The organism is Mesorhizobium sp. C264A (assembly GCF_040324515.1).
Taxonomy (GTDB): domain Bacteria; phylum Pseudomonadota; class Alphaproteobacteria; order Rhizobiales; family Rhizobiaceae; genus Mesorhizobium.
Genome location: NZ_JAMYVY010000001.1, coordinates 298655 through 318241 on the forward strand (window position 1 = coordinate 298655; position 19587 = coordinate 318241).

21 protein-coding genes and 1 pseudogene are annotated in these 19587 nt (G+C 64.3%); 11 read left to right on the forward strand and 11 right to left on the reverse strand.

The features are described from left to right. Window positions 1-113: 113 nt before the first annotated feature. Entirely contained in the window at window positions 114-890 is a 777-nt protein-coding gene (locus NKL04_RS01545) for a metallophosphoesterase family protein (protein WP_023701156.1), read from the reverse strand. 110 nt (window positions 891-1000) lie between these two features. Between NKL04_RS01545 and NKL04_RS01550 the strand changes: the two genes are divergently transcribed. Further along, complete coding sequence (locus NKL04_RS01550) at window positions 1001-1543, forward strand: nucleoside deaminase (protein WP_245271403.1); 543 nt, start codon at window positions 1001-1003, stop codon at window positions 1541-1543. Between the two features lie 23 nt (window positions 1544-1566). Here NKL04_RS01550 and NKL04_RS01555 read toward each other — a convergent pair whose 3' ends face one another. Beyond that, a complete protein-coding gene (locus NKL04_RS01555) occupies window positions 1567-1923 on the reverse strand; it encodes an ArsR/SmtB family transcription factor (protein WP_023683780.1) in 357 nt (118 codons plus the stop codon). A 199-nt stretch (window positions 1924-2122) separates the two neighbouring features. Between NKL04_RS01555 and NKL04_RS01560 the strand changes: the two are divergent. Beyond that, window positions 2123-3299: pseudogene (locus NKL04_RS01560) on the forward strand (MFS transporter). 29 nt (window positions 3300-3328) lie between these two features. Here NKL04_RS01560 and NKL04_RS01565 read toward each other — a convergent pair. Then, the gene (locus NKL04_RS01565; RefSeq protein WP_023689742.1) at window positions 3329-3793 is read right to left on the reverse strand and encodes a MarR family winged helix-turn-helix transcriptional regulator; all 465 of its coding nucleotides are present in this window, start codon (window positions 3791-3793) and stop codon (window positions 3329-3331) included. 181 nt (window positions 3794-3974) lie between these two features. Here NKL04_RS01565 and NKL04_RS01570 point away from each other — a divergent pair, with 181 nt between their 5' ends. After that, window positions 3975-4769 (forward strand): SDR family NAD(P)-dependent oxidoreductase, encoded by a 795-nt coding sequence (locus NKL04_RS01570; RefSeq protein ID WP_023689743.1) that lies wholly within the window; start codon window positions 3975-3977, stop codon window positions 4767-4769. 162 nt (window positions 4770-4931) lie between these two features. Here the strand turns inward: NKL04_RS01570 and NKL04_RS01575 are convergent, their stop codons facing one another. Next, complete coding sequence (locus NKL04_RS01575) at window positions 4932-5531, reverse strand: LysE family translocator (protein WP_023701154.1); 600 nt, start codon at window positions 5529-5531, stop codon at window positions 4932-4934. An 87-nt stretch (window positions 5532-5618) separates the two neighbouring features. On the opposite strand from NKL04_RS01575, the gene NKL04_RS01580 reads away from it, so the two are divergent. Beyond that, on the forward strand, window positions 5619-6497 hold the full coding sequence (locus NKL04_RS01580) for a LysR family transcriptional regulator (protein WP_373420136.1): 879 nt from the start codon (window positions 5619-5621) through the stop codon (window positions 6495-6497). Between the two features lie 63 nt (window positions 6498-6560). On the opposite strand, the gene NKL04_RS01585 is transcribed toward NKL04_RS01580, so the two are convergent. From NKL04_RS01585 to NKL04_RS01595, 3 genes are all read right to left on the reverse strand, one after another. Next, window positions 6561-7211, reverse strand: coding sequence for a dihydrofolate reductase family protein (locus tag NKL04_RS01585; protein WP_023731609.1), 651 nt, complete (start codon window positions 7209-7211; stop codon window positions 6561-6563). A 116-nt stretch (window positions 7212-7327) separates the two neighbouring features. After that, window positions 7328-8185, reverse strand: coding sequence for a protein-L-isoaspartate O-methyltransferase family protein (locus NKL04_RS01590; RefSeq protein WP_023691523.1), 858 nt, complete (start codon window positions 8183-8185; stop codon window positions 7328-7330). A 153-nt stretch (window positions 8186-8338) separates the two neighbouring features. Further along, window positions 8339-9697 (reverse strand): Nramp family divalent metal transporter, encoded by a 1359-nt coding sequence (locus NKL04_RS01595; RefSeq protein WP_352723167.1) that lies wholly within the window; start codon window positions 9695-9697, stop codon window positions 8339-8341. 255 nt (window positions 9698-9952) lie between these two features. On the opposite strand from NKL04_RS01595, the gene mntR reads away from it, so the two are divergent. Continuing rightward, the gene (gene mntR, locus NKL04_RS01600) at window positions 9953-10408 is read left to right on the forward strand and encodes a manganese-binding transcriptional regulator MntR (protein WP_023672433.1); all 456 of its coding nucleotides are present in this window, start codon (window positions 9953-9955) and stop codon (window positions 10406-10408) included. A gap of 99 nt (window positions 10409-10507) precedes the next feature. After that, the gene (locus NKL04_RS01605) at window positions 10508-10696 is read left to right on the forward strand and encodes a hypothetical protein (protein WP_023701152.1); all 189 of its coding nucleotides are present in this window, start codon (window positions 10508-10510) and stop codon (window positions 10694-10696) included. Window positions 10697-10724: 28 nt separating this feature from the next. Here the strand turns inward: NKL04_RS01605 and NKL04_RS01610 are convergent, their stop codons facing one another. Next, window positions 10725-12791 (reverse strand): hypothetical protein, encoded by a 2067-nt coding sequence (locus NKL04_RS01610; protein ID WP_031209405.1) that lies wholly within the window; start codon window positions 12789-12791, stop codon window positions 10725-10727. Between the two features lie 186 nt (window positions 12792-12977). On the opposite strand from NKL04_RS01610, the gene ypfJ reads away from it, so the two are divergent. From ypfJ to NKL04_RS01625, 3 genes are all read left to right on the forward strand, one after another. Then, on the forward strand, window positions 12978-13913 hold the full coding sequence (gene ypfJ / locus NKL04_RS01615) for a KPN_02809 family neutral zinc metallopeptidase (RefSeq protein ID WP_023701150.1): 936 nt from the start codon (window positions 12978-12980) through the stop codon (window positions 13911-13913). Between the two features lie 176 nt (window positions 13914-14089). Beyond that, a complete protein-coding gene (locus NKL04_RS01620; RefSeq protein WP_023701149.1) occupies window positions 14090-15355 on the forward strand; it encodes a TCR/Tet family MFS transporter in 1266 nt (421 codons plus the stop codon). Then, entirely contained in the window at window positions 15352-16272 is a 921-nt protein-coding gene (locus NKL04_RS01625; RefSeq protein WP_352499852.1) for an aldo/keto reductase, read from the forward strand. Before NKL04_RS01620 ends, NKL04_RS01625 begins: the two co-directional genes overlap by 4 nt. Window positions 16273-16281: 9 nt before the next feature. Here the strand turns inward: NKL04_RS01625 and NKL04_RS01630 are convergent, their stop codons facing one another. The 3 genes from NKL04_RS01630 to carA form a co-directional block, all read right to left on the reverse strand. Next, entirely contained in the window at window positions 16282-16479 is a 198-nt protein-coding gene (locus NKL04_RS01630; RefSeq protein ID WP_348524580.1) for a helix-turn-helix domain-containing protein, read from the reverse strand. Beyond that, window positions 16406-16666: a hypothetical protein gene (locus tag NKL04_RS01635; RefSeq protein ID WP_245260143.1), complete on the reverse strand. Its 261-nt coding sequence runs from the start codon at window positions 16664-16666 to the stop codon at window positions 16406-16408. The genes NKL04_RS01630 and NKL04_RS01635 overlap by 74 nt, the downstream gene beginning before the upstream one ends. 321 nt (window positions 16667-16987) lie before the next feature. Then, the gene (gene carA / locus NKL04_RS01640) at window positions 16988-18205 is read right to left on the reverse strand and encodes a glutamine-hydrolyzing carbamoyl-phosphate synthase small subunit (protein WP_081726027.1); all 1218 of its coding nucleotides are present in this window, start codon (window positions 18203-18205) and stop codon (window positions 16988-16990) included. A gap of 260 nt (window positions 18206-18465) precedes the next feature. On the opposite strand from carA, the gene NKL04_RS01645 reads away from it, so the two are divergent. Continuing rightward, window positions 18466-18915 (forward strand): GatB/YqeY domain-containing protein, encoded by a 450-nt coding sequence (locus NKL04_RS01645; protein WP_031193012.1) that lies wholly within the window; start codon window positions 18466-18468, stop codon window positions 18913-18915. Window positions 18916-19025: 110 nt separating this feature from the next. Further along, the gene (locus tag NKL04_RS01650) at window positions 19026-19583 is read left to right on the forward strand and encodes a GNAT family N-acetyltransferase (RefSeq protein WP_023672441.1); all 558 of its coding nucleotides are present in this window, start codon (window positions 19026-19028) and stop codon (window positions 19581-19583) included. Window positions 19584-19587: the final 4 nt, after the last annotated feature.

The window sequence follows — 19587 nt, forward strand, 5'->3', positions numbered from 1 at the left end:
CAGTCCTGCCGTATGCCAAGGCGGTTTTATAAGGGACGATACGCGGCCATGTAAGTCTGAAAATGCGTCCGATGTTTGGTGCCGCGAGGCGGAAGCAGGGCGCAGCCGTGCGGTCAAGCGGAGCCTTGCCAAGAGGGTTTGGGCATGAAGCCGGTCCTCAGCGCATGCGCCCATTCCGGTCGGCCCGCCTGTGCGGCCTGTCTCGCCGCCGCTTCGTGGTCGTAGTCGACGGCGATGGTCTCGAAACGGTCTGGACCATCGCCATCCAAGGTGAGGATGCCGTAGCGCGCATGCGGGCTGCCTTGCTCCGAAACGTGCGCCGGGGGCGTGTCGTCGTCATAGGCGGGGGCGCCGACGCTGCCGGGATTGAAGAGCAAGGGGCCGCCGGGGATACGGACCAGTTCCGCGCGGTGGCTGTGGCCGCACAGCACGACGCGGCAGGCCGGGTCCAGCGCCTGCAACCGCCGCTGAATAGCGGCAAGCGGCGCGCGCACCAGTTGGCCATCGACGATCGCGTCGAGCAGGTATTTCTCGTCATGGTCGGGCCGCGCATGGAAAGCGACCACGCCGGGAACAATCTCCAGCGTGAAGGGCAGGGCGAGCAGGGCTTCGCGCTGCGTCTCCGTCAGCCGCTCCTGGGCGTACCGGTCAGAAGCCCACATCGTATCGTCGGCCGGATCGACGGCGACGCGGCGGTCATGGTTGCCGCGCACCGTCGGCAGGTCGAGCGCTTCGAGCCGCTCGAACGTCTCGCGCGGCCACAGTGGGCCGGAGACGCAATCGCCCAGGTTGACGGTGAGATCGGCGCCGCCGCGTCTCTCGAGATCGGCGAGGACGGCATCTAGCGCCAGCACATTGCCATGGATATCGGCGAGAACGGCAATGCGCATGCGAGGGCTCCCTTGGTGCAGCCCGTTGAGGCTTGCGGCCCGGCTTCCTATCAAGCCGCTGCCTTCATTATCAAGCCCTTCTGCCCGTTGGAGACAGACGGGAGCCGACCTTGGCTATCGCGGAAGCACTCCATCTGCTAGCGTCCACGCCGTTCCGAAGTTCATCCGGGGGAAGACAGGCGATGACTCGCGACCAGATGGTTGCTCACCTTCGCGCCGCCAATGATGTCGCGCGCGAAACTGCCGCGCACGGGCACCATCCTTTCGGCTGCGTGCTCGTCGGCCCCGACGATCGCATCCTGATGCGGCAAGGCAACATCAACACCGTGCGCCACGCCGAAACCGAGCTCTCCCGGCGTGCCGCGGACGCCTATCCGCCGGATTTCCTCTGGTCCTGCACGCTGGTCACAACCGGCGAGCCCTGTGCGATGTGCACGGGAACGCTGTACTGGGCGAATATCGGCCGGCTGGTCTACGGCTTCGAGGAAACCAAGCTTCTCGCGCTGACCGGCAATCACGCAGAGAACCCGACGATGAACCTCTCGTCGCGCACAGTCCTCGGCTCCGGGCAGAAGCCGGTCGAGGTCCACGGCCCTTTCCCCGAGATGGACGAGGAACTCCTCGCCCCGCATATCGGTTTTTGGCAGCGCTAGGAGCGGCCTGACTTCGGCACCAGCTACGCCGGCATTTCGATGTCGTGGCCGCCGACGATGGGTAGAGCCGGGTCATCTCCGGCCGCCGCAATCACGCTGTCGAGCAGGCCGGGGAAGCGGGCGTCGAGGTCGGCGCGGCGCAGCGTGATCATCCGGTTGGTGCCGGCCACTTCGGCGCGGGTGACGCCGGCCTCGCGCAGTTTGGCCAGGTGATAGCTGAGATTGGTCTTGGAGCCGAGGTCGAGGAACCGGCTGCAGTTCAGCGGCACGCCTTCCTTGCTGGCGAGATAGCGCACGATGGCGAGCCGGGTCGGGTCGCCAAGCACGCCGAGCACAACCGGCAGGCTGATCTGGTCTGTATTGGGGTGCGGCAAAGTCATGGCCCGAAACTAAGCACAGTCGGTGGCGATTTCAACGCGTCGATCTTTCGCGGGCATGCACAGTCCGTTTCGCGATTGGCCCAATGGCTGTCCTGACACAGGGCTGTCAGCAGGCTTCAGCTATTTTCACCTGGCTTCATTGACATCATGTCCTGTTATGTCCAATTGTTCAATAAGTTTTGAACTAAGGACACGCCCTATGGACAAGCGCCTCTTCTGGCTTGCGCTCGGATCGTTCACGATCTCGACCGAAGGCTTCGTCATCTCCAGCCTGCTGCCTGATATCGCCACCGACGCCCGCATTTCCATTCCGCTCGCCGGCACGCTGATCACCGCCTTCGCGCTGGCTTACGCCATCGGCACGCCGATCCTGGCAACGCTGACCGGCGAATGGGACCGGCGCCGCGTCATCTTGTGGACGCTGGCGTTCTTCGTCATCGGCAATGTGGTGGCGGCGCTGAGCTCGTCCTTCGAGCTGCTGCTCATTGCCCGCATCATCATGGCGCTGTCGTCAGGCCTGTTTGCCGCGACCGCTCAAGGCACGGCGGTGGCGCTGGTCGATGACCACCACCGGGCGCGGGCCATTGCAGTCGTCGTCGGCGGAACCACGGTGGCGGTTGCGCTGGGTGCACCGCTCGGCGCGCTGGTTGCCACGATAGCCGGCTGGCGCGGGACCTTCTTTGCCATTGCCGGGCTCGGCGCGCTGGTCGGCGCCATCCTGGTACCGGCTGCCACGCGGAATTGTCGGCACCAAGCTGCCGCTCAGGCGGCGGCTGGCTGCGGCGCTGCGCCCCGGCGTCATGCCGATCCTGCTGACCACCGCTCTTGCCCTGATCGGCGCCTTCTCGGTGTTTTCCTATATCGCGCCGCTGGCCATCCAGAGCGGCGGCCTCAGCCCGATTGCGCTGCCCGGCATGCTGCTCGCCTTCGGTGTCGGCGCCGTCATCGGCAACATAGCCGGAGGCCAGGCGGCCGACCGTTTTGGTGCGACGCGCACCGTCGGCTGGTCGCTGGCGCTGAGCGCCGTCATGCTGGTGATGCTCTCGGTCATCCCGACCTTCCTGCCGCAGCATCTCGCCGGGCCGGCATTGATGGCCATGATGGTGCCGTGGGGCATGGTCGGCTGGGCATTTCCGCCGGCGCAGGCCAGCCGCATCATCAAGCTGGCGCCCGACGCCGCCCCGATCGTGCTGTCGCTCAACGCTTCGGCGCTCTATCTTGGCGTGGCGCTGGGTGCTGTGGTCGGCGGCGCCGTGCTGCGCTACGGCGTGCCGGCCGATCTCGGCTTGGTCGCCGCCATCTTCCCGCTGATCGGGCTTGGCGTGGTGCTGGCCGGCCGCTGGGCGGCCCGGCCGGTCGCCATGCCGGCGGAATAGACCTTTGCAAATCACTGGCGGCCGCTCTTTCAGCTTGAAGGGGCGGCCGCCGGCACGTCGTACTCCAGCGCCGCGACTTCATCCAGCATAGCGCGCAGATCTGCCGCTCGCTGCTGGCCGACCAGCGCCTCGAAGCGCTGCTGGGCAATGGTCCACAATTTCGTCGTCTCCTCGAGCTTGGCCTGGCCTTGCGGCGTCAGCCGCACCCGCTTGACGCGGCGGTCGTCCTTGTCGGCGAAGGTGTCGACATAGCCGTCGCGGATCAGCGGCTTCAGCGTATGGCCGAGCGCCGACAGGTCCATGACCATCGCTTCGGCTATCGTGCCCATCGCCGGCTCGTTGCTGACATGGATCTGGTAGAGCAGGCCGTACTGTGTGCCCTTCAGACCCGAAGGCGAGATTACATCGTCATAAAAGCGGCCGAGCTTGCGCGCGGCGCGCCGCAGCGTGGCGTTGTTGCAAAGGCTGAATCCCGGCAGCGCGGTCTTGCTCATCACGACTCCTTGCCGGCAAAACCGCTGCCGGCCTGTCGCAGAAATAGTTTCTGCCGCCTCCGTTGACAAGATGGTGGTATATGCCTACTTCCCGGAAAGTGGTATATGCCACTAATTGGAGATCAGGGCGGGACAAGGGTTCATCGACCTGTCTCGCCGGGCAGAAAAAAGGAACAGGACAATGAGTGGACAGGACAACAAGGGTACCGCAGTCGTCACCGGCGCATCGGCCGGCATCGGCGCGGTCTATGCCGACCGGCTGGCCGGGCAAGGCTACGATCTGGTGCTGGTAGCGCGGCGCGCCGACCGGCTGGAGGAACTGGCTGAAAAGCTGCGATATGCTTACAAGCGCAAGGTCAGCGTGATATCAGCCGATCTTGCCGACGACAATGATGTGCGCCGCGTCGAGCAGGCGATCGCAGCCGACGACAGCGTCACGCTGCTGGTCAACAATGCCGGCATTGGTGGCCAGGCCGTGGTGGCAACGGCCGACGCCGACGAGGCCGAGCGCATGATCAAGGTCAACGTCATCGCCTTGACCCGCCTGACCCGCGCCGTTCTGCCGGGGCTTCTTGCGCGCAACCGCGGCGCCATCGTCAACATCGCCTCTGTGCTCGCCTATGATACCTCGTTCGGCGGCATCTACAGCGGCACCAAGGCCTATGTCGTCAACTTCACCGAGGCCCTGCACCGCGAAGTCGCCGGCACCAATGTGAAGGTCCAGGCGGTGCTGCCGGGCGCGACCCGCACCGATTTCTGGGAGCTCGCCGGTGGCGATATCGACAATCTGCCGAAGGAGATCATCATGTCCGCCGACGATATGGTCGATGCCGCGCTTGTGGGCCTATCCAGGGGCGAAGCCGTCACCGTGCCGGCACTTGCCGATGCGACCAAGCTCGACGCCTTCCTCGGCGCAAGGCAAGTCTTCTACGGCAGCCTGCACGCCGACAAGCCTGCTGCCCGCTACGCGGTCTGAGGAGAGAGCTGGTTCGCTTCGCGAACCAGGACCCCCACCCCGCTCACTTCGTTCGCGGCCCTCCCCACAAGGGGGAGGGTAAAGTGCGCGCTCCCCTACCTCCCCTTTGTGGGGAGGTCGGACCGCAGGTCCGGGTGGGGGTACTGGCGCCGACCTCTGCGTTTACGCTCCCCGCCACATCGGTATGATCGATGCAGCCAGCACCAGCGCCAGCACGATGTTGAGCGCGCGCCATTGCCATTCGGTCTCGAGCAGCCGTGCCAGCACCATGCCCGCCACGCACCAGATCGACAGCGAGACGGCTGCAGTGAGGCCGAAGGTCGAGCCGAGCAGCAGCGCGAGTTGTCCCGGCCCGTCGGCAAGGGCCGCGAACGAGGCCGCCGCCCCCAGTCCCATCGCCCAGCCCTTCGGGTTCATCCATTGAATGCCGGCGCCGCCGAAGAAGCTGTTGGGTTTTGCCATCGCCACATCGAGATTGGGCGGCCCGGCGCGGCCGATCTTGATTGCCAGCCAGATGAGATAGAGCGAGCCGATGATTTTCATCGCCAGTTGCAGCGAAGGCATGGCCAGCAGCAGACCGGCGAGCCCGGCGGCGGCAGCAGCGGTCACGGTGGCGAGACCGGCGGCGCTGCCGACCAATAGGGGAACGGAACGGCGAAAACCGAACTGTGCACCTGAGGCAGTCGACAGGGTGGTGGCGATGCCGGGCGTGGCGGTGGCCACGAAGGCAAACAGGATGAGCGGAAAGATGGGCTGCAACATGAGGCGTCCTTCATCAAAAGCCCAATGGTAGACTTCCGCATACTTCAGTAAATGCAATGTTTGCGATGGTTGGCATTAGCAGATATAATGCCAACCATGATCCGCAACCTCGACACAGCGCTGATCCGCACCTTCGTCACTGTCGCCGACAAGGCCAGCATGACGGCGGCGGCGAACGCGCTGCATCTGACGCAAGGCGCCGTAAGCCAGCAGATCAAGCGGCTGGAAGAAGCGCTCGGCTGCAGCCTGTTCGAGCGCGACCGGCGTGGCTTGCGGCTGACGCGGCCCGGCGAGCGGCTGTTCGGCAAGGGCAAACGGTTGCTTGGCCTCAATGACGAGATCTGGGCCGAGATGGCGGGCACCGAGGTCGCCGGCCAGGTGCGGCTCGGTGTTCCCTATGACCTTGTCGGCACTTTGCTGGCGCCGGTGCTGAAGGCCTATGCCGAGACCTATCCGCAGGTCGAGATTTCACTGCTCTGTGCGGCTTCGCCGGACCTTGCCGCGGCCCTCGCGGCCGGCACCATCGACCTTGCCGTCATCGAGGAACGGGTCGGCCCGTCGGCCGGTGAGTGCCTGGCCATTGACCGGCTGGTCTGGGTGGGGGCCAAGGGCGGCGTCGCCCGCGCCAAGCGGCCGCTGCCGGTGTCGATCGTCGCCGACACCTGCGCCTTCCGCCCGGTGGTGCTGTCGGCGCTGAACGAGCACGGGCTGGAATGGCGCACCGTGTTCGAGAACGGCAACATCGACGCGACGACCGCGACAGTGCGCTCCGACCTTGCCGTCACCGCCTGGCTGGCCTCCACCGTGCCTGCCGATCTTGACATCCTGGCTTTTGATGCCGGGCTGCCGCCGCTGCCGAATTTTTCCATCAATCTGCATTTGCCGAAGTACGGCACGGCGCCGGCAGCGCAGGAGTTCGCGCGGTATATCCGGGGTGGGTTGGCACGGCGGGCTGTGGCGGCTTGACAGAACTTGCATTTCCTCTCCCCCGTCGATCGGGGGAGAGGAAAGGTGCCAAGCCTGTCCCTGTTACTTCCAGTTCTTACGCCGCTCGAGCTCGGCCTCTGACGGCTTCTGCGTAGCGAACGACCCGACCTTGACCTCACCCCCGCGTTCGTAGGTCGCCATGATGACGCCTGTGGTAGTGGCCTGCGACTTGACCAGCTTGAAAGCGGCGGGCATCGCACCACCATCGAACAGCCGCTTGCCCTTGCCCAGCAGCAGCGGGAAGATCATCAACCGGATCTCGTCGATCAGCCCGTTGGCGAGCAAAGTCTGGATCAGCTCGCTCGAACCCTGGATGAGCAGGTCAGGCCCATCTTCCTTCTTGAGGCGGCGCAACGCCGCGACGATATCTTCTCCAAGCCATTGCGTATTTTCCCAGGTGAGCGAATCCGGCCGATGCGTCGCCACATATTTAGTCGCAGGGTTGAAGGCATCTCCGATGGCATCTTTCTGGTACGGCCAGTAAGCGGCGAAGATGTCGTAGGTTCTGCGGCCGAGCAGCAGGGCGAAGGGCTTAGAGAACAATTCCTCCATGGCCACGCCCGCCACCTCGTCGAAGTAGTGGAACGTCCAGCCGCCGAACTCGAAGCCGCCAACCGGGTCTTCTTCCGGGCCGCCCGGCGCCTGCATGACGCCGTCGAGGCTGACGAAGGTAGCGGCGATGATCTTTCGCATTGGATTTTCCTTTTCCAGGATCCGCGCCGTCAGGGCCGGATTTCGATCTAAGGACGGACAGGCCGGCGGCCGCCCGACAGGCGTTGGCAAAAAAACGCTGCGGCCGACAAGAGTACCTACCGCCGTCGCCCGCCGCCAAGCGCCTGCGACGAAAACCAGACATCGCCGATGATGGCGGTGGCGGTCCGGTCCGGCGCCCTGTCTGATGTCAGCCAGATCGAACGGCTGCGCGCGGCCTTCTGGAGGTCGGGGATTTTGGCCGCCGAACCGGCGACCGAGGCGCCGACGCAGGGGATGAACCACGAGCGCATGAAGGGGTCGCAGGCAAAACCTTGTTTGGTGCGGGTCACCATTACGGCCAGGCCGACGCCCTGGGACGGGCGCCAGGGAAAGATCATGCGGCCGCCCGCTTTCAGCGCCCTCAGCCAGGCAGCCGGCGGTGCGACGACACCGGCATTGACATAGATGATGTCGGACGGCGGCAGATCGCCGGTGACGGCATCGCCGTGGACGACGCTTACATTGCCGTAGGTTTCGAGATTCTTTGTTGCTCTGGCAGCAAGATCGGCCTCCATTTCGAAGGCGGTCACCGGGCCGGGCGCAACCAGCCGCGCCAGCAAGGCGGTGTAGTAGCCTGTGCCGGCGCCGATATGGGTGACGGCCTCGTCCGGTCTGGGGGCGATCCTGCCGATCCACATCGCGTGCAAGGAGGGTTCGCCATTGTTGATGCCCTTGTCGGCATCGAGCGCCACCAGCACGTCCTGATAGATGTGAACAGGATCGGCGCTCGGCGTCATGATCTTGCCGTTGCCGGCGGTGAGCGCCCTGCCGGCGACTACCGCCCAGGGTCCGGGACCGAGAAAGGCCTCGCGCGGAACGGTGGCGAACGCCTCTTCGAGGCGCGGATCGGCCGAGCCGGCATTGGCCGCCATCAGCTGCGCGTAAAATTTCCTGGCGTCTTCGACACTTGTCATGATGGTCGGTAAGATAGCGCAAGCCGCCGGTTTGTCGCCGTCTTGAGCAATTCCAGGAAAAGTGTGAGGCGGCTTTCCGCCCGGAATTGCGTCAAAACAAGAGATAGAGCAGTTCGCCGTTTCGGCGAAACGGCGAACTGCTCAAGAAGAAACTCAGCCGACGCCGAAGACGGTGTCGTAGAGCAGCTTGAAGTTGAGCACCAGGATGACCGCCGCGACCACCCAGGCGAGGGCCGCCACGCCGCGGGGAATGGCAAGGTCGCCCATCTTCTTCTTGTCGGAGACGAACTGCACCAGCGGGATGACCGCGAAGGGCAGCTGCATCGACAGCACCACCTGGCTGAAGACCAGCAACTGGCCGGTGCCCTTTTCGCCATAGAGCGCGGTGACGACCACCACCGGGACGATGGCGATGCCGCGCGTCAGCAGCCGGCGCGCCCATTGCGGAATGCGCAGGCGCAAAAAGCCTTCCATGACGATCTGGCCGGCAAGCGTTGCCGTAACCGTCGAGTTGAGGCCGGAGGCCAGCAGCGCCACCGCAAACAGGATGGAGGCGATGCCGAGGCCGAGCAGTGGCGACAAGAGCTCGAAGGCCTGGCCGATCTCGGCGACATCCTGATGGCCGGTGCCATGGAAGGCCACCGCCGAGACGATCAGGATCGAGGCGTTGACGAACAGCGCCAGGACGAGCGCGATGGTCGAGTCCGTCGTCGCCCATTTAATGGCGTCGCGCTTGCCTTTTTCGGTCCGTTCATAGGCGCGTGTCTGTACGATCGAGGAGTGCAGGTAGAGATTGTGCGGCATCACCGTGGCGCCGATGATGCCGATGGCGATGTAGAGCATCGCCGGATTGGTGACGATCTCCGTCGACGGCACGAACATCGAATGCAGGATCGAGCCGACCGGAGGGGCAGCGGCAAAGATCTGGATGGCGAAACAGCCGAAGATGATGATCAGAAGCGCGATGACGAAGGCTTCGAGATAGCGGAAACCCTTGTTCATCAAGAGCAGCACGATGAAGGCGTCGAGCGCCGTCAGCAACGCGCCGCCGATCAGCGGAATGCCGAACAGAAGCTGCAGCGCGATCGCCGTGCCGATCACCTCGGCGAGGTCGCAGGCGATGATGGCGAGTTCGCAGGCGATCCACAGCACGAAACTGACGGGACGCGGATAATAGGCGCGGCAGGCCTGGGCGAGGTCGCGGCCGGTGGCGATGCCAAGCCGGGCGGCAAGCGCCTGCAGCAGGATCGCCATCAGGTTGGACAGCATGATGATGAACAATAGCGTGTAGCCGAACTTGGCGCCGCCGGCGAGGTCGGTGGCCCAGTTGCCCGGATCCATATAGCCGACCGAGACCATGTAGCCCGGTCCCATGAAGGCGAACAGGCGACGAAACCAGACGCCGGACTGCGGCACCGCGATCGTGGAGTTCACCTCGCGCAGGCTGGGAGGATTGTCCTCCGGTCTGTCAAATCGCCAGGATGATCCCAAGGTTGCGTCGGCTTCGGACATGGAGGGCTTTCCACTGGATGGATCGGTTGGCGTCATCCTATCTATGCTAGGGCTCAACATTATGCAATAGGCTATATTTCATTGTATGTGCTTCCTGTTGCGCCGACCGGCAGGCCGGCAGGGGATCGCAAACGCGGTTGCGCCTGCCATGGAATGGAAATAAACGGCTGGAACAGTTAAGCCCGTGCTATGAATGGCAAAGGGCGATTGCTTGCCCAAAGCCGATTCTTGTCAAAAGATAGGAAGGAGCGCGTGTTGGCGCTGAAGCACAGACCGGTTGGACGCGAGGAGCCGCTGCCTGACGCCGAGATTCATTCGAAAGGGTTCCGGCAGCAGCGCGAAGCGCGCCGCGGCGCGCTGGTCGAGGATTATGTCGAGCTGATCGCCGACCTGATCGAGGACGGCAATGAGGCGCGTCAGGTCGATATTGCTGCGCGGCTGGGTGTCGCCCAGCCGACGGTGGCCAAGATGCTGACCAGGCTATGCGCCGACGGGCTCGTTTCCAGAAAACCCTATCGCGGTGTGTTCCTGACCGACGCCGGGCGCAAGGTGGCGGAAGAGAGCCGCATTCGCCACCAGACGGTGGAAGCTTTTTTGCGCTCGCTGGGCGTCAGCGCCGAGACGGCGCGCATCGATGCCGAGGGCATCGAGCACCATGTCAGCGCCGAAACACTGGAAGCCTTTCGCAAGGCGATGATCGCGCCGCGCTGAGGCTAGCTGGCCTCCGACCAAAGTCCACCGGAACCACCGTACCCTCAAGCACGTTGCTCCCAACTCGCGCGATTGTTGCGCGCGACAAGGAGAAAAACGATGGGCGTCGAACACGCACCGACCGCAAAGGGCAAGCAGGCTGGAGACGGATTGAGGCAGGCAGCGGCAAAGGACGAACGCAAGACCGAGGTCGAAACCGGCCATGCGCTGAAAAAGGGCGCCGCGCGTTTCGAGGAACGCTCCAAAAGCTCGGACGGCAAAAGCGCCGGCACCAAGCAGAAGAGCTGAGTTCTGTTCGCAAGCGGCAACCTGCCGCTCATTCCTCGGTGTCCTGCACCCAACTGCGCGGATGGCCGTCGACGCGGAACTGGAATATGAAATAGGGCGGAATGCAGGAGCCCTTGCCAGGCTTGGCTGCGGCCAGATCGTCGTAGCCGGCGGTGCAGATATAGTCCTCGCGGCAGGGATGCGCCTTGTCGCAGGCGCGCAGGCCGGCGGTCTTGGTGAATTCCTTGGTGCAGAATTTGTGGTCCTTGCCCGACGCGATGCAGTCGTTGAAACCGGTCTTGGCGAGGCGGCCGCAAGTCGCCTCGTCGGGAAGCTTGTCGCAGCTTGCCTTGCGCAGCATGCCCCCGGGAAAGCCACCGGTCTTCTGCTCGGGGTTGTCGTAGCGTTGGCGCGCCGCGCCATAGCCGGCGAGCTTGATTACCGGTTTCTTGTCGCGCGCCGGATCGATGGCGCAGGCTTTTGCGGTGGCCGGCGACAGGCGGCAATATTTGTCGCTGCCCCAGCTCGACATCTTAATCTCGCCGAACTCGACGGGGTCGCCGACTGCGGTGGCCGCTTCGCTGACGCAGGTGCCGAAGCCCGGATGGATGTCGCTTTCATGGACGCCGGCGCAGCGCAGGCTTTCGCCGCAGCTCCAGTCCTTGAAGCTGGCATCCTTGCCGCTGTAGCAGATCGAGCCCCAGCCATTGTAGAGATCGGTGCCTTTCAGCGCTTCGGCGAGTTTGGCGTCCGGACGGGCGGCGAAGCCGCGGGAGAAATCCGGATGGCCGCCTGTGGCGAAGTCCTCGACGATCGCGCGGCGGCGCGGCAGGTCGGCGAAGAACACCGCCGAGCCGGGGACGAAGACGGCGTTGCGGCGCGGCTCGTTGGCCGGATCGGCGCCTGTATAGTGGAAGCCGGCAATGCCGTGCGTCTGGTGGCAGCCGGTGCAGGTCATTTCGTTGAGACGCAGATTGAACCCGGCCACCGATTTCACGCTGCGCAGCGTGTTGCCCCTGGCGACATAATCCTGCAACGCCCTGTCGATGTCGGCATCATCGAGCAGCCCATAGGCGATGTTGTTTTGCGATCTGGCCATGCCGCCGGGTGCGACCGAGACGGCGCTGGTCGCCAGGAATTTGTCGTCGATGACCAGCCGGCCGCGGTCGAGATCGTAGATGTTGCGGTCGGTGAGCAGCCATTTGGCGAAGGCCGGCCGGTCGGCCAGAACCACTTTCCGGTCGATCTGGTTCTCCATCTTCGATTCCTGGAAGGTGGACGTCGTTGGGTCCCATTTGAAAATCTTGAGGAGATATTCGGCGTGGCCACCGAAGTCGCGGCGGCTCGAGGCCGACAGCCGGAGAACCTGCATGTTCAGCTCAAGCCGCATGATCTGCGACGAATTCAGCATGGCGTTGGAGAGCGGCCCTTCGTCGGAGCGCAGCCAGGCTGCCAGTTGCTCGGGCGCAAGGTTCTTCTGGCCGGCGGCGAGCCAGCGCTTGGCGATTTCGGCACAGGAAACGGCGGTGGCGCTTGGACGGTCTCTCGAAGCGCGGGGGCGAGCCTCGCCGGGCCTGGCGTTGAAGACCAGACTCATGGTCAGCGGCAGCCGCGACGAGATGCGTTGCGCTGTCTTTCCCTTCGTGGGCTTCTCCGCCACCGAATAGTGGAAGCGGTAGATCAGCCTGATCTCGCCGCATTCGGTGTGGCCGAGATAGCCGCGGTCCATGCGGTTGACGACGCCGGTCAGGTCGAGCGTCGAGCCGTCATCGTCGATGTATTTCGGGTTGAATTTCTGGCTGGGGTCCTTCGACTTCGCCAGCGCAGCGACATAGGGATCGGGGCTATTGGCAGGCTCGTCGGCGATCTGCTGCTTGACGGCGTTGCGGACAGGGGTCAGCGCGCGCACCGAAAACAGGCCGCGATTGTCGACCTCGCGCGTGAGACCCAGCGCCGGGCCGAGCAGGCGGCTGATCGAGAGGCCGCCACGCTCAAGCGCCTGCAATGTCTCGGGATCGGTCACGGCGACGCTGGAATCGAGCGTCACGGCGCGCGCCGGCAACGGGCCGAGGCATAGCACCACCGCCAGCAGCAGAAATCGACCGATCGTCCGCAAGTCCCGACACCCCCGTTCGAACCGGATGCTACAGCGCGCATGCCGCCTCGACCAGAGTGCGAACGCGATGCCGCTGCCACGAAAAATACTGTGACTTGGCGCAACCATTGCGATAATTGTCTGTTGGGTCGGACTGGGCCACGACATCGGCCAGGCCAGCCGAAAATTTGCATACGGGGAGTTGCCATGCTCTGGAAGGGCCGCCGTCAGAGTGACAATGTCGAGGACGAGCGCAGCGACAGCGGCGGCGGTGGTGGTTTGGGCGGCGGCAGCCCTGGCCAGTTCCGCATCCCGATCGGCGGCCGCACCGGCGGCGGCGGCAGCATATTGCTGGTCGTCCTCGTGGTGCTGGCCGGATGGTATTTCGGCTTCGACCCGTCGCAGATCCTGGGCAGCGGCGACGGCGGCGGCGTGCTGCCGGGTGGCGGTGGCCAGATTACCGACAACAGCGGCGGCCAGGACGACGGCGCCGGCACGCCTGCTTCCGACGAGATGAAGCAGTTCGTGGCGACCGTGCTGGCCGAGACCGAAGAGACCTGGACCGGCATCTTCCAGTCGCAGGGCCTGAAATACGAGGACCCGAAGCTTGTGCTGTTCAGCGGCCAGATCCGCTCGGCCTGCGGCTCCGCCTCGACGGCAGCCGGACCGTTCTATTGTCCCGACGACCACAAGGTCTACCTCGACACCACCTTCTTCCAGCAGCTCGACCAGCAGTTCGGCGCCTCGGGGGATTTCGCCCAGGCATATGTGATCGCCCATGAAGTCGGTCACCATGTGCAGAACCTCACCGGCATCCTGCCCAAGTTCAACCAGATGCGGCAGTCGATGGGTGAGGCGGAAGCCAACCAGATGTCGGTGCGCATCGAGCTGCAGGCCGACTGCTTCGCCGGCGTTTGGGCGCATTTCACCGCGCAGAAGGGCATTCTGGAACAGGGCGACATCGAAGAGGCGCTCAACGCCGCCAAGCAGATCGGCGACGATACGCTGCAGAAGAAGATGCAGGGCTATGTCGTTCCGGAAAGCTTCAACCACGGGACGTCGCAGCAAAGGCAGAGCTGGCTGGCGCGCGGCTACAAGAGCGGCAAGCTGTCGGATTGCAACACGCTGACCGGTCCGGTTTGAGGCGCTCGCAAGTTCCAGCCGACCGCGGTCCAAAGCGCATCCGTCGGCGGGCCGATTCACCACCGGCAACAGATGTCAGGAGGAGAACGCCTGAGGCGTTCTCCTATTGTTCCAAAGTGGCGCCTCGCCTATAACGGGCGCCCGCCCAAGGGCGGTCCCAGGGAGCAGACGCCATCATGATCGACCCCAAAACCGCCAGGCGGGGCCTTGCGCTCGTCTTCACCACGCTGCTGCTCGACATTATCGGCTTCGGCATGATCATGCCGGTGTTGCCGGCCTTTCTCAGGGAGCTTTCCGGCGTCGGCATCAGCGAAGCGGCGATCGAAGGCGGCTGGCTGTTCTTCGTCTATGCGGCGATGCAGTTCTTCTTCGCGCCAATCATGGGTGGATTGAGCGACCGCTTCGGGCGGCGGCCGATCCTGCTTGCCTCGGTGCTTACATTCTCGATCGACAATCTGATCTGCGCCATCGCCTGGTCCTATCCGATGCTGTTCATCGGCCGCGTGCTGGCCGGCGTTTCGGGCGCCAGCTATTCGACGACGTCGGCCTTCATTGCCGACATCTCGAACGACGCCAACCGGGCGAAGAATTTCGGTCTGCTCGGCATCGCCTTCGGCGTCGGCTTCGTCATTGGGCCGGTGCTGGGCGGGCTGCTCGGCACGTTCGGGCCGCGAGTGCCGTTTTACTTTGCCGCCGGGCTTGCCTTCGTGAACTTCCTCATCGCCATGTTCTTCCTGCCTGAAACGCTCGATGAAAAGCACCGCCGCCGCTTCGAGTGGAAACGCGCCAACCCGGTCGGCACGCTGCTGCAGATGCGCCAATATCAGGGCATCGGCTGGATCGGGCTCGCCTTCTTCCTGATGACGCTCGGCCACATGATGTATCCTGCGGTGTGGTCGTTCGTGTCCAATTATCGTTATGGCTGGAGCGAGCAGCAGATCGGCTTCTCGCTCGGCGCCTTCGGCCTGTGTGGGGCGATCGTCATGGCGACGGTGCTGCCACGCGTGATCCCCAAACTTGGCGAGTGGAAGACGGCGGTCATCGGCCTGACATTTACGGCGGCCAGCGCCTTCGGCTACGCCTTCGCCTCGCAAGGCTGGATGATCTATGCGGTGATCGTCGTCGGCTGCCTCGAAGCACTGGCCGATCCGCCGCTGAGAAGCCTTGCCGCCGCCAAGGTGCCGCCATCGGCGCAAGGCGAATTGCAGGGTGCGATGACATCGATCTTCTCGATCACCTCGATCATCACGCCGCTGCTCTACACCGCGATCTTTTCCTGGTTCACCGGACCGAATGCGCCCGTAGTGTTCGGCGGCGCCCCCTATCTGGTTGGCGCGTGCTTCCTGACGCTTGCGGTCATTGTCTTTGTGACGAAAGTTGCGAGGCCGACGGCGGTGAGAAGCGTTGCCACCGGCGCTGCGGAAGATGGAGCCCAGATATGAGCCATGACAGCCGCATAGAGCTAACCAAGGACGGTTTGTCGCTGTCGCGGCTGGTGTTCGGCGCCTGGCGCCTGCTCGACAGCGCCGCGCGCCCGGACGCCGACCAGATCGCGCGGCTGATCGGCACTGCGGTCGATCTCGGCCTGACCAGCTTCGACCATGCCGATATTTACGGGCATTACCAGGTGGAAGCTGCCTTTGGCGCCGGCTTGTCGCGCTGGAAGGGCAAGCGCGACAGCATCGAGCTGATCTCGAAATGCGACATCATTCTGGCATCGGCCAACCGGCCTCAGAACCGGCTGAAGCATTACGACACCAGTGCGGCCCACATTGCCGCCTCGGTCGACCGTTCGCTCGCCAATCTCGGCACCGACTATCTCGACCTGTTGCTGCTGCACCGGCCGGATCCGCTGATGGATGCCGACGAGACGGCGGCGGCTCTTGCCGGGCTGGTCAAGTCGGGCAAGGTGAGAGCGGTCGGGGTCTCCAATTTCACGCCGTCGCAGTTCGACCTTCTGGCTTCGCGGCTGCCGTTTGCCTTGGCCACCAACCAGATCGAGATGTCGGTGCTGAAGACCAATGCGCTGATGGATGGCAGCCTCGATCACGCGCAACGCCTCGGCTATGCGCCGATGATCTGGTCGCCGCTCGGCGGCGGCTTGCTGTTCACCGGCAAGGAAGGGCGCGAGGCGCGGGTCAGGGCGGCAATCGCGGCGGTGGCTGCCGAGATCGGCGCCGGCGATCTCGCCGCCGTCGCCATCGCCTGGCTGCTGCGTCATCCGGCGCGGCTGGCGCCGGTGCTGGGCACGATGAAGCCCGAGCGGCTGGCCGCCATGGTCAAGGCGCTGGAGATCGACCTCGACCGCCAGCAATGGTTCGCCATACTGGAGGCCAGCGAAGGCCGGCCGGTGGCGTAAGGTTAGATACTAGGCTTCGATCCATTCGCTGGGCACGTCCAATGCCTTCGACAGCATGGTGCTGGTTTGGGCCGATGGCTTGCGGCGATTGGATTCAAGGTCCGACAGGAAGCCCTGGCTGACACCGATGGCATCAGCGAACTCGCCCTGCGTCAGCTTGCGCCAGTTGCGCAGCGCCTTGAGCCCGGCTGGAACCTCGCAAAATATCCATGGTCACCTCGGCGGGCAGAGGCTTTTCCGTTTTGAACTCGGCCTTCCGCTCATCGTAGATCGCCACATCCGCAGCGTCTTCTCTGGCTTCTTCGGCGGCATGCAGCAATGCCTCGTAGTCAGCCTTCGGGATGACGACCAGTTCTTCCCCGGTTGAAGTCCTTATGATTTGCGGAGCGTTCATGATGTGCTGTCCTATGGCCGGCTGTAGGTCGTCGTTTCGCGCTTGCCGATGTAGATCGCGAGGATTGTCGTGCGATCTTCATCAATATAACGCGGTAGCAACCGATCCGAAGTCTGTAACCGTCTCGGCCGGCAAGACGTTCTACATCCCCACGCCCGCTGATGGCATAAGTGTTCAAACCCTCAGAGACCTGCTCGCGGACATCGGCCGGCAGGTTGTCGAGATCGCGAGCTGCCGACACCGAGAGGATGATCGTCTTGACTCGCGCAATATCGCAGATTTATCGCTCGAGGCTAAGCGATATTATCGCTGCTACAGGGCTCAGGCCCGTTCGGCCAGCAGTTCCTCGCCGCGCTTTTCGCGGATCAGGTTGACGAAGCGGCGGAACAGATAGTGCGAGTCCTGCGGGCCGGGCGAGGCCTCGGGGTGGTGCTGGACCGAGAACACCGGACGTCCGGTCAGCGCGATGCCGCAGTTCGAGCCATCGAACAGCGAGACATGGGTTTCCTCGACGCCCTCGGGCAAGGAGTCGGCATCGACGGCAAAGCCGTGGTTCATCGAGACGATCTCGACCTTGCCGGTGGTATGATCCTTGACGGGGTGGTTGGCGCCGTGATGGCCCTGGTGCATCTTGGCGGTCTTGCCGCCCAGCGCCAGGGCCAGCATCTGGTGGCCGAGGCAGATGCCGAACACCGGAATATCGGTCTTGAGCAGGTCCTGGATGACCGGCACCGCGTATTCGCCGGTGGCTTCCGGGTCGCCGGGGCCGTTGGAGAGGAAGATGCCGTCGGGCTGCATGGCCAGGATTTCTTCCGAACCAGTACCGGCCGGAACCACGGTGACCTTGGCGCCGAGGCCGGAAAGCAGGCGAAGGATGTTACGCTTGACGCCGTAGTCGATGGCGACGACGTGCATCGACGGCTCGGCCTGTTCGCCAAAGCCTTCGTTCCACACCCAGGGCGTTCCACGCCAGACCGAGGACTGGCCGGAGGTGACTTCCTTGGCGAGGTCAAGCCCGATCAGGCCCGACCAGGCGGCGGCCCGCCGCTTCAAATCGTCGAGGTCGAAGATGCCGTCGGGCGCGTGCGCAATGACGGCATTGGGCATGCCCTTTTCGCGGATCAGCGCGGTCAGCGCCCGGGTGTCGATGCCCGACAGCGCGACGATGCCGCGCTTCTTCAGCCACTGGTCCAGCCCGGTGTCGGCGCGGTAGTTGGACGGGTTGGTGACATCGGCCTTGAACACCGCGCCAACGGCGCCGGCACGGGCGACCGGGTTCAAGTCCTCGATGTCTTCGTCATTGGTGCCGATGTTGCCGATATGCGGGAAGGTGAAGGTGACGATCTGGCCGGCATAGGACGGGTCGGTGAGAATTTCCTGGTAGCCGGTGAGCGCGGTGTTGAAGCAGACTTCGGCAACGGCGGAACCGGTGGCGCCGAGGCCGCGACCCTCGATGACGGTGCCGTCGGCCAGCACCAGGACGGCGGTCGGCTTTTCGGTTGCCCAAGGCGGGGTCAGTTCGGGGGTCATCTCGGCCATGGCGACGCTCCTGTCACGCTGCGCGCTTCGATGGCGGGCCATCTGCGCAGCAAACGGCGCGGCCGATCTCTCGAGCCTGCGCGCATCAATTCTTTGTCTTGTGCAAGGCCGAGTACATAGGGGAAGGCGCCAGAGCGGTCAATGATGCCCGTGCCAAAAACGGCGAGCATTTGTTTCGTCGAACGATATCAGGGCTTTGGCGCGTTTGCTTTGCGGATGGGCCGCGGTTATTGTCCGCGCCGTTCGAAGGAGAAAGCATCATGCGCGCAAAAATCGCCGAATCCCTGAAAAGCGCGATGAAGGCGCAGGACAAGCACCGGCTGCCGACGCTCAGGCTGATCCAGGCCGCCATCCACGACCGCGACATCGCCAATCGCGGCTCGACCAAGGACCCCGCCAGCGACGAGGAGATCCTGCAGATCCTGGCCAAGATGGTGAAGCAGCGCGAGGAATCGGCCAAGGCGTTCGAGGACGGCAAGCGCCCGGATCTGGCCACGCAGGAGCGTGGCGAGATGGAGATCATCCGCGGCTTCCTGCCGACGCAGCTGGACGACGCCGCCGTAACAGCTGCGGCGCGCGAGGCGATCACTGCTACCGGTGCCGCCAGCCAAAAGGACATGGGCAAGGTGATCGCTGTGCTGAAGCAGAAATATGCCGGCCAGATGGATTTCGGCAAGGCCAGCGGCATCGTCAAAGGCCTGCTGCAGTAGGAGCCGACACCACTTCAATGGCGAAGGAGAGCAGGGGCATTACCTCTGGGCAAGAAACGGTCCGCACCGGCTTAAGCGAGCCAAGCCTTGACCTGCCGGAGAGACCCACCATAATCGAAATCGTCAAACCCACGCTCGAACATCTGCCCTCCTACAAGGCGGCGCTCGAGCGCGGCTGGTCGCCGGACAATGTCCGGCTGATGGAAGCGACGCGCGAGCAACTTGCGGCGATCGACGAGGATCCCGCGGCGTTCCTTGCCAGCCTCGACGATCCCGAGGCCAAAGGAGGCCCGATTACCTTGCCGGACGGCACGACAGTGCCGCGGCTGCCGGGCTTCCGGCGCTGGATCTGGGACGGCGAGGCCGCCGGCTCGATCGGCTTTCGCTGGCAGCCCGGTACGGCCGCACTGCCGTCGCATGTGCTCGGCCATATCGGCTATGCCGTGGTGCCGTGGAAGCGCGGACGAGGCTATGCGACCGAGGCGCTGCGGCTGATGCTGGACGAGGCGAGGGCTGTTGGTTTGCCATATGTCGAGCTCACCACCGACCTCGACAATCCGGCCTCGCAGAAGGTGGTGCTGGCCAATGGCGGCCGTGTGGTCGGTCCGTTCATCAAGGACGCCGCGTATGGCGGCGCCGAGAGTTTGTTGTTCCGGATCGATTTGTAGTCCG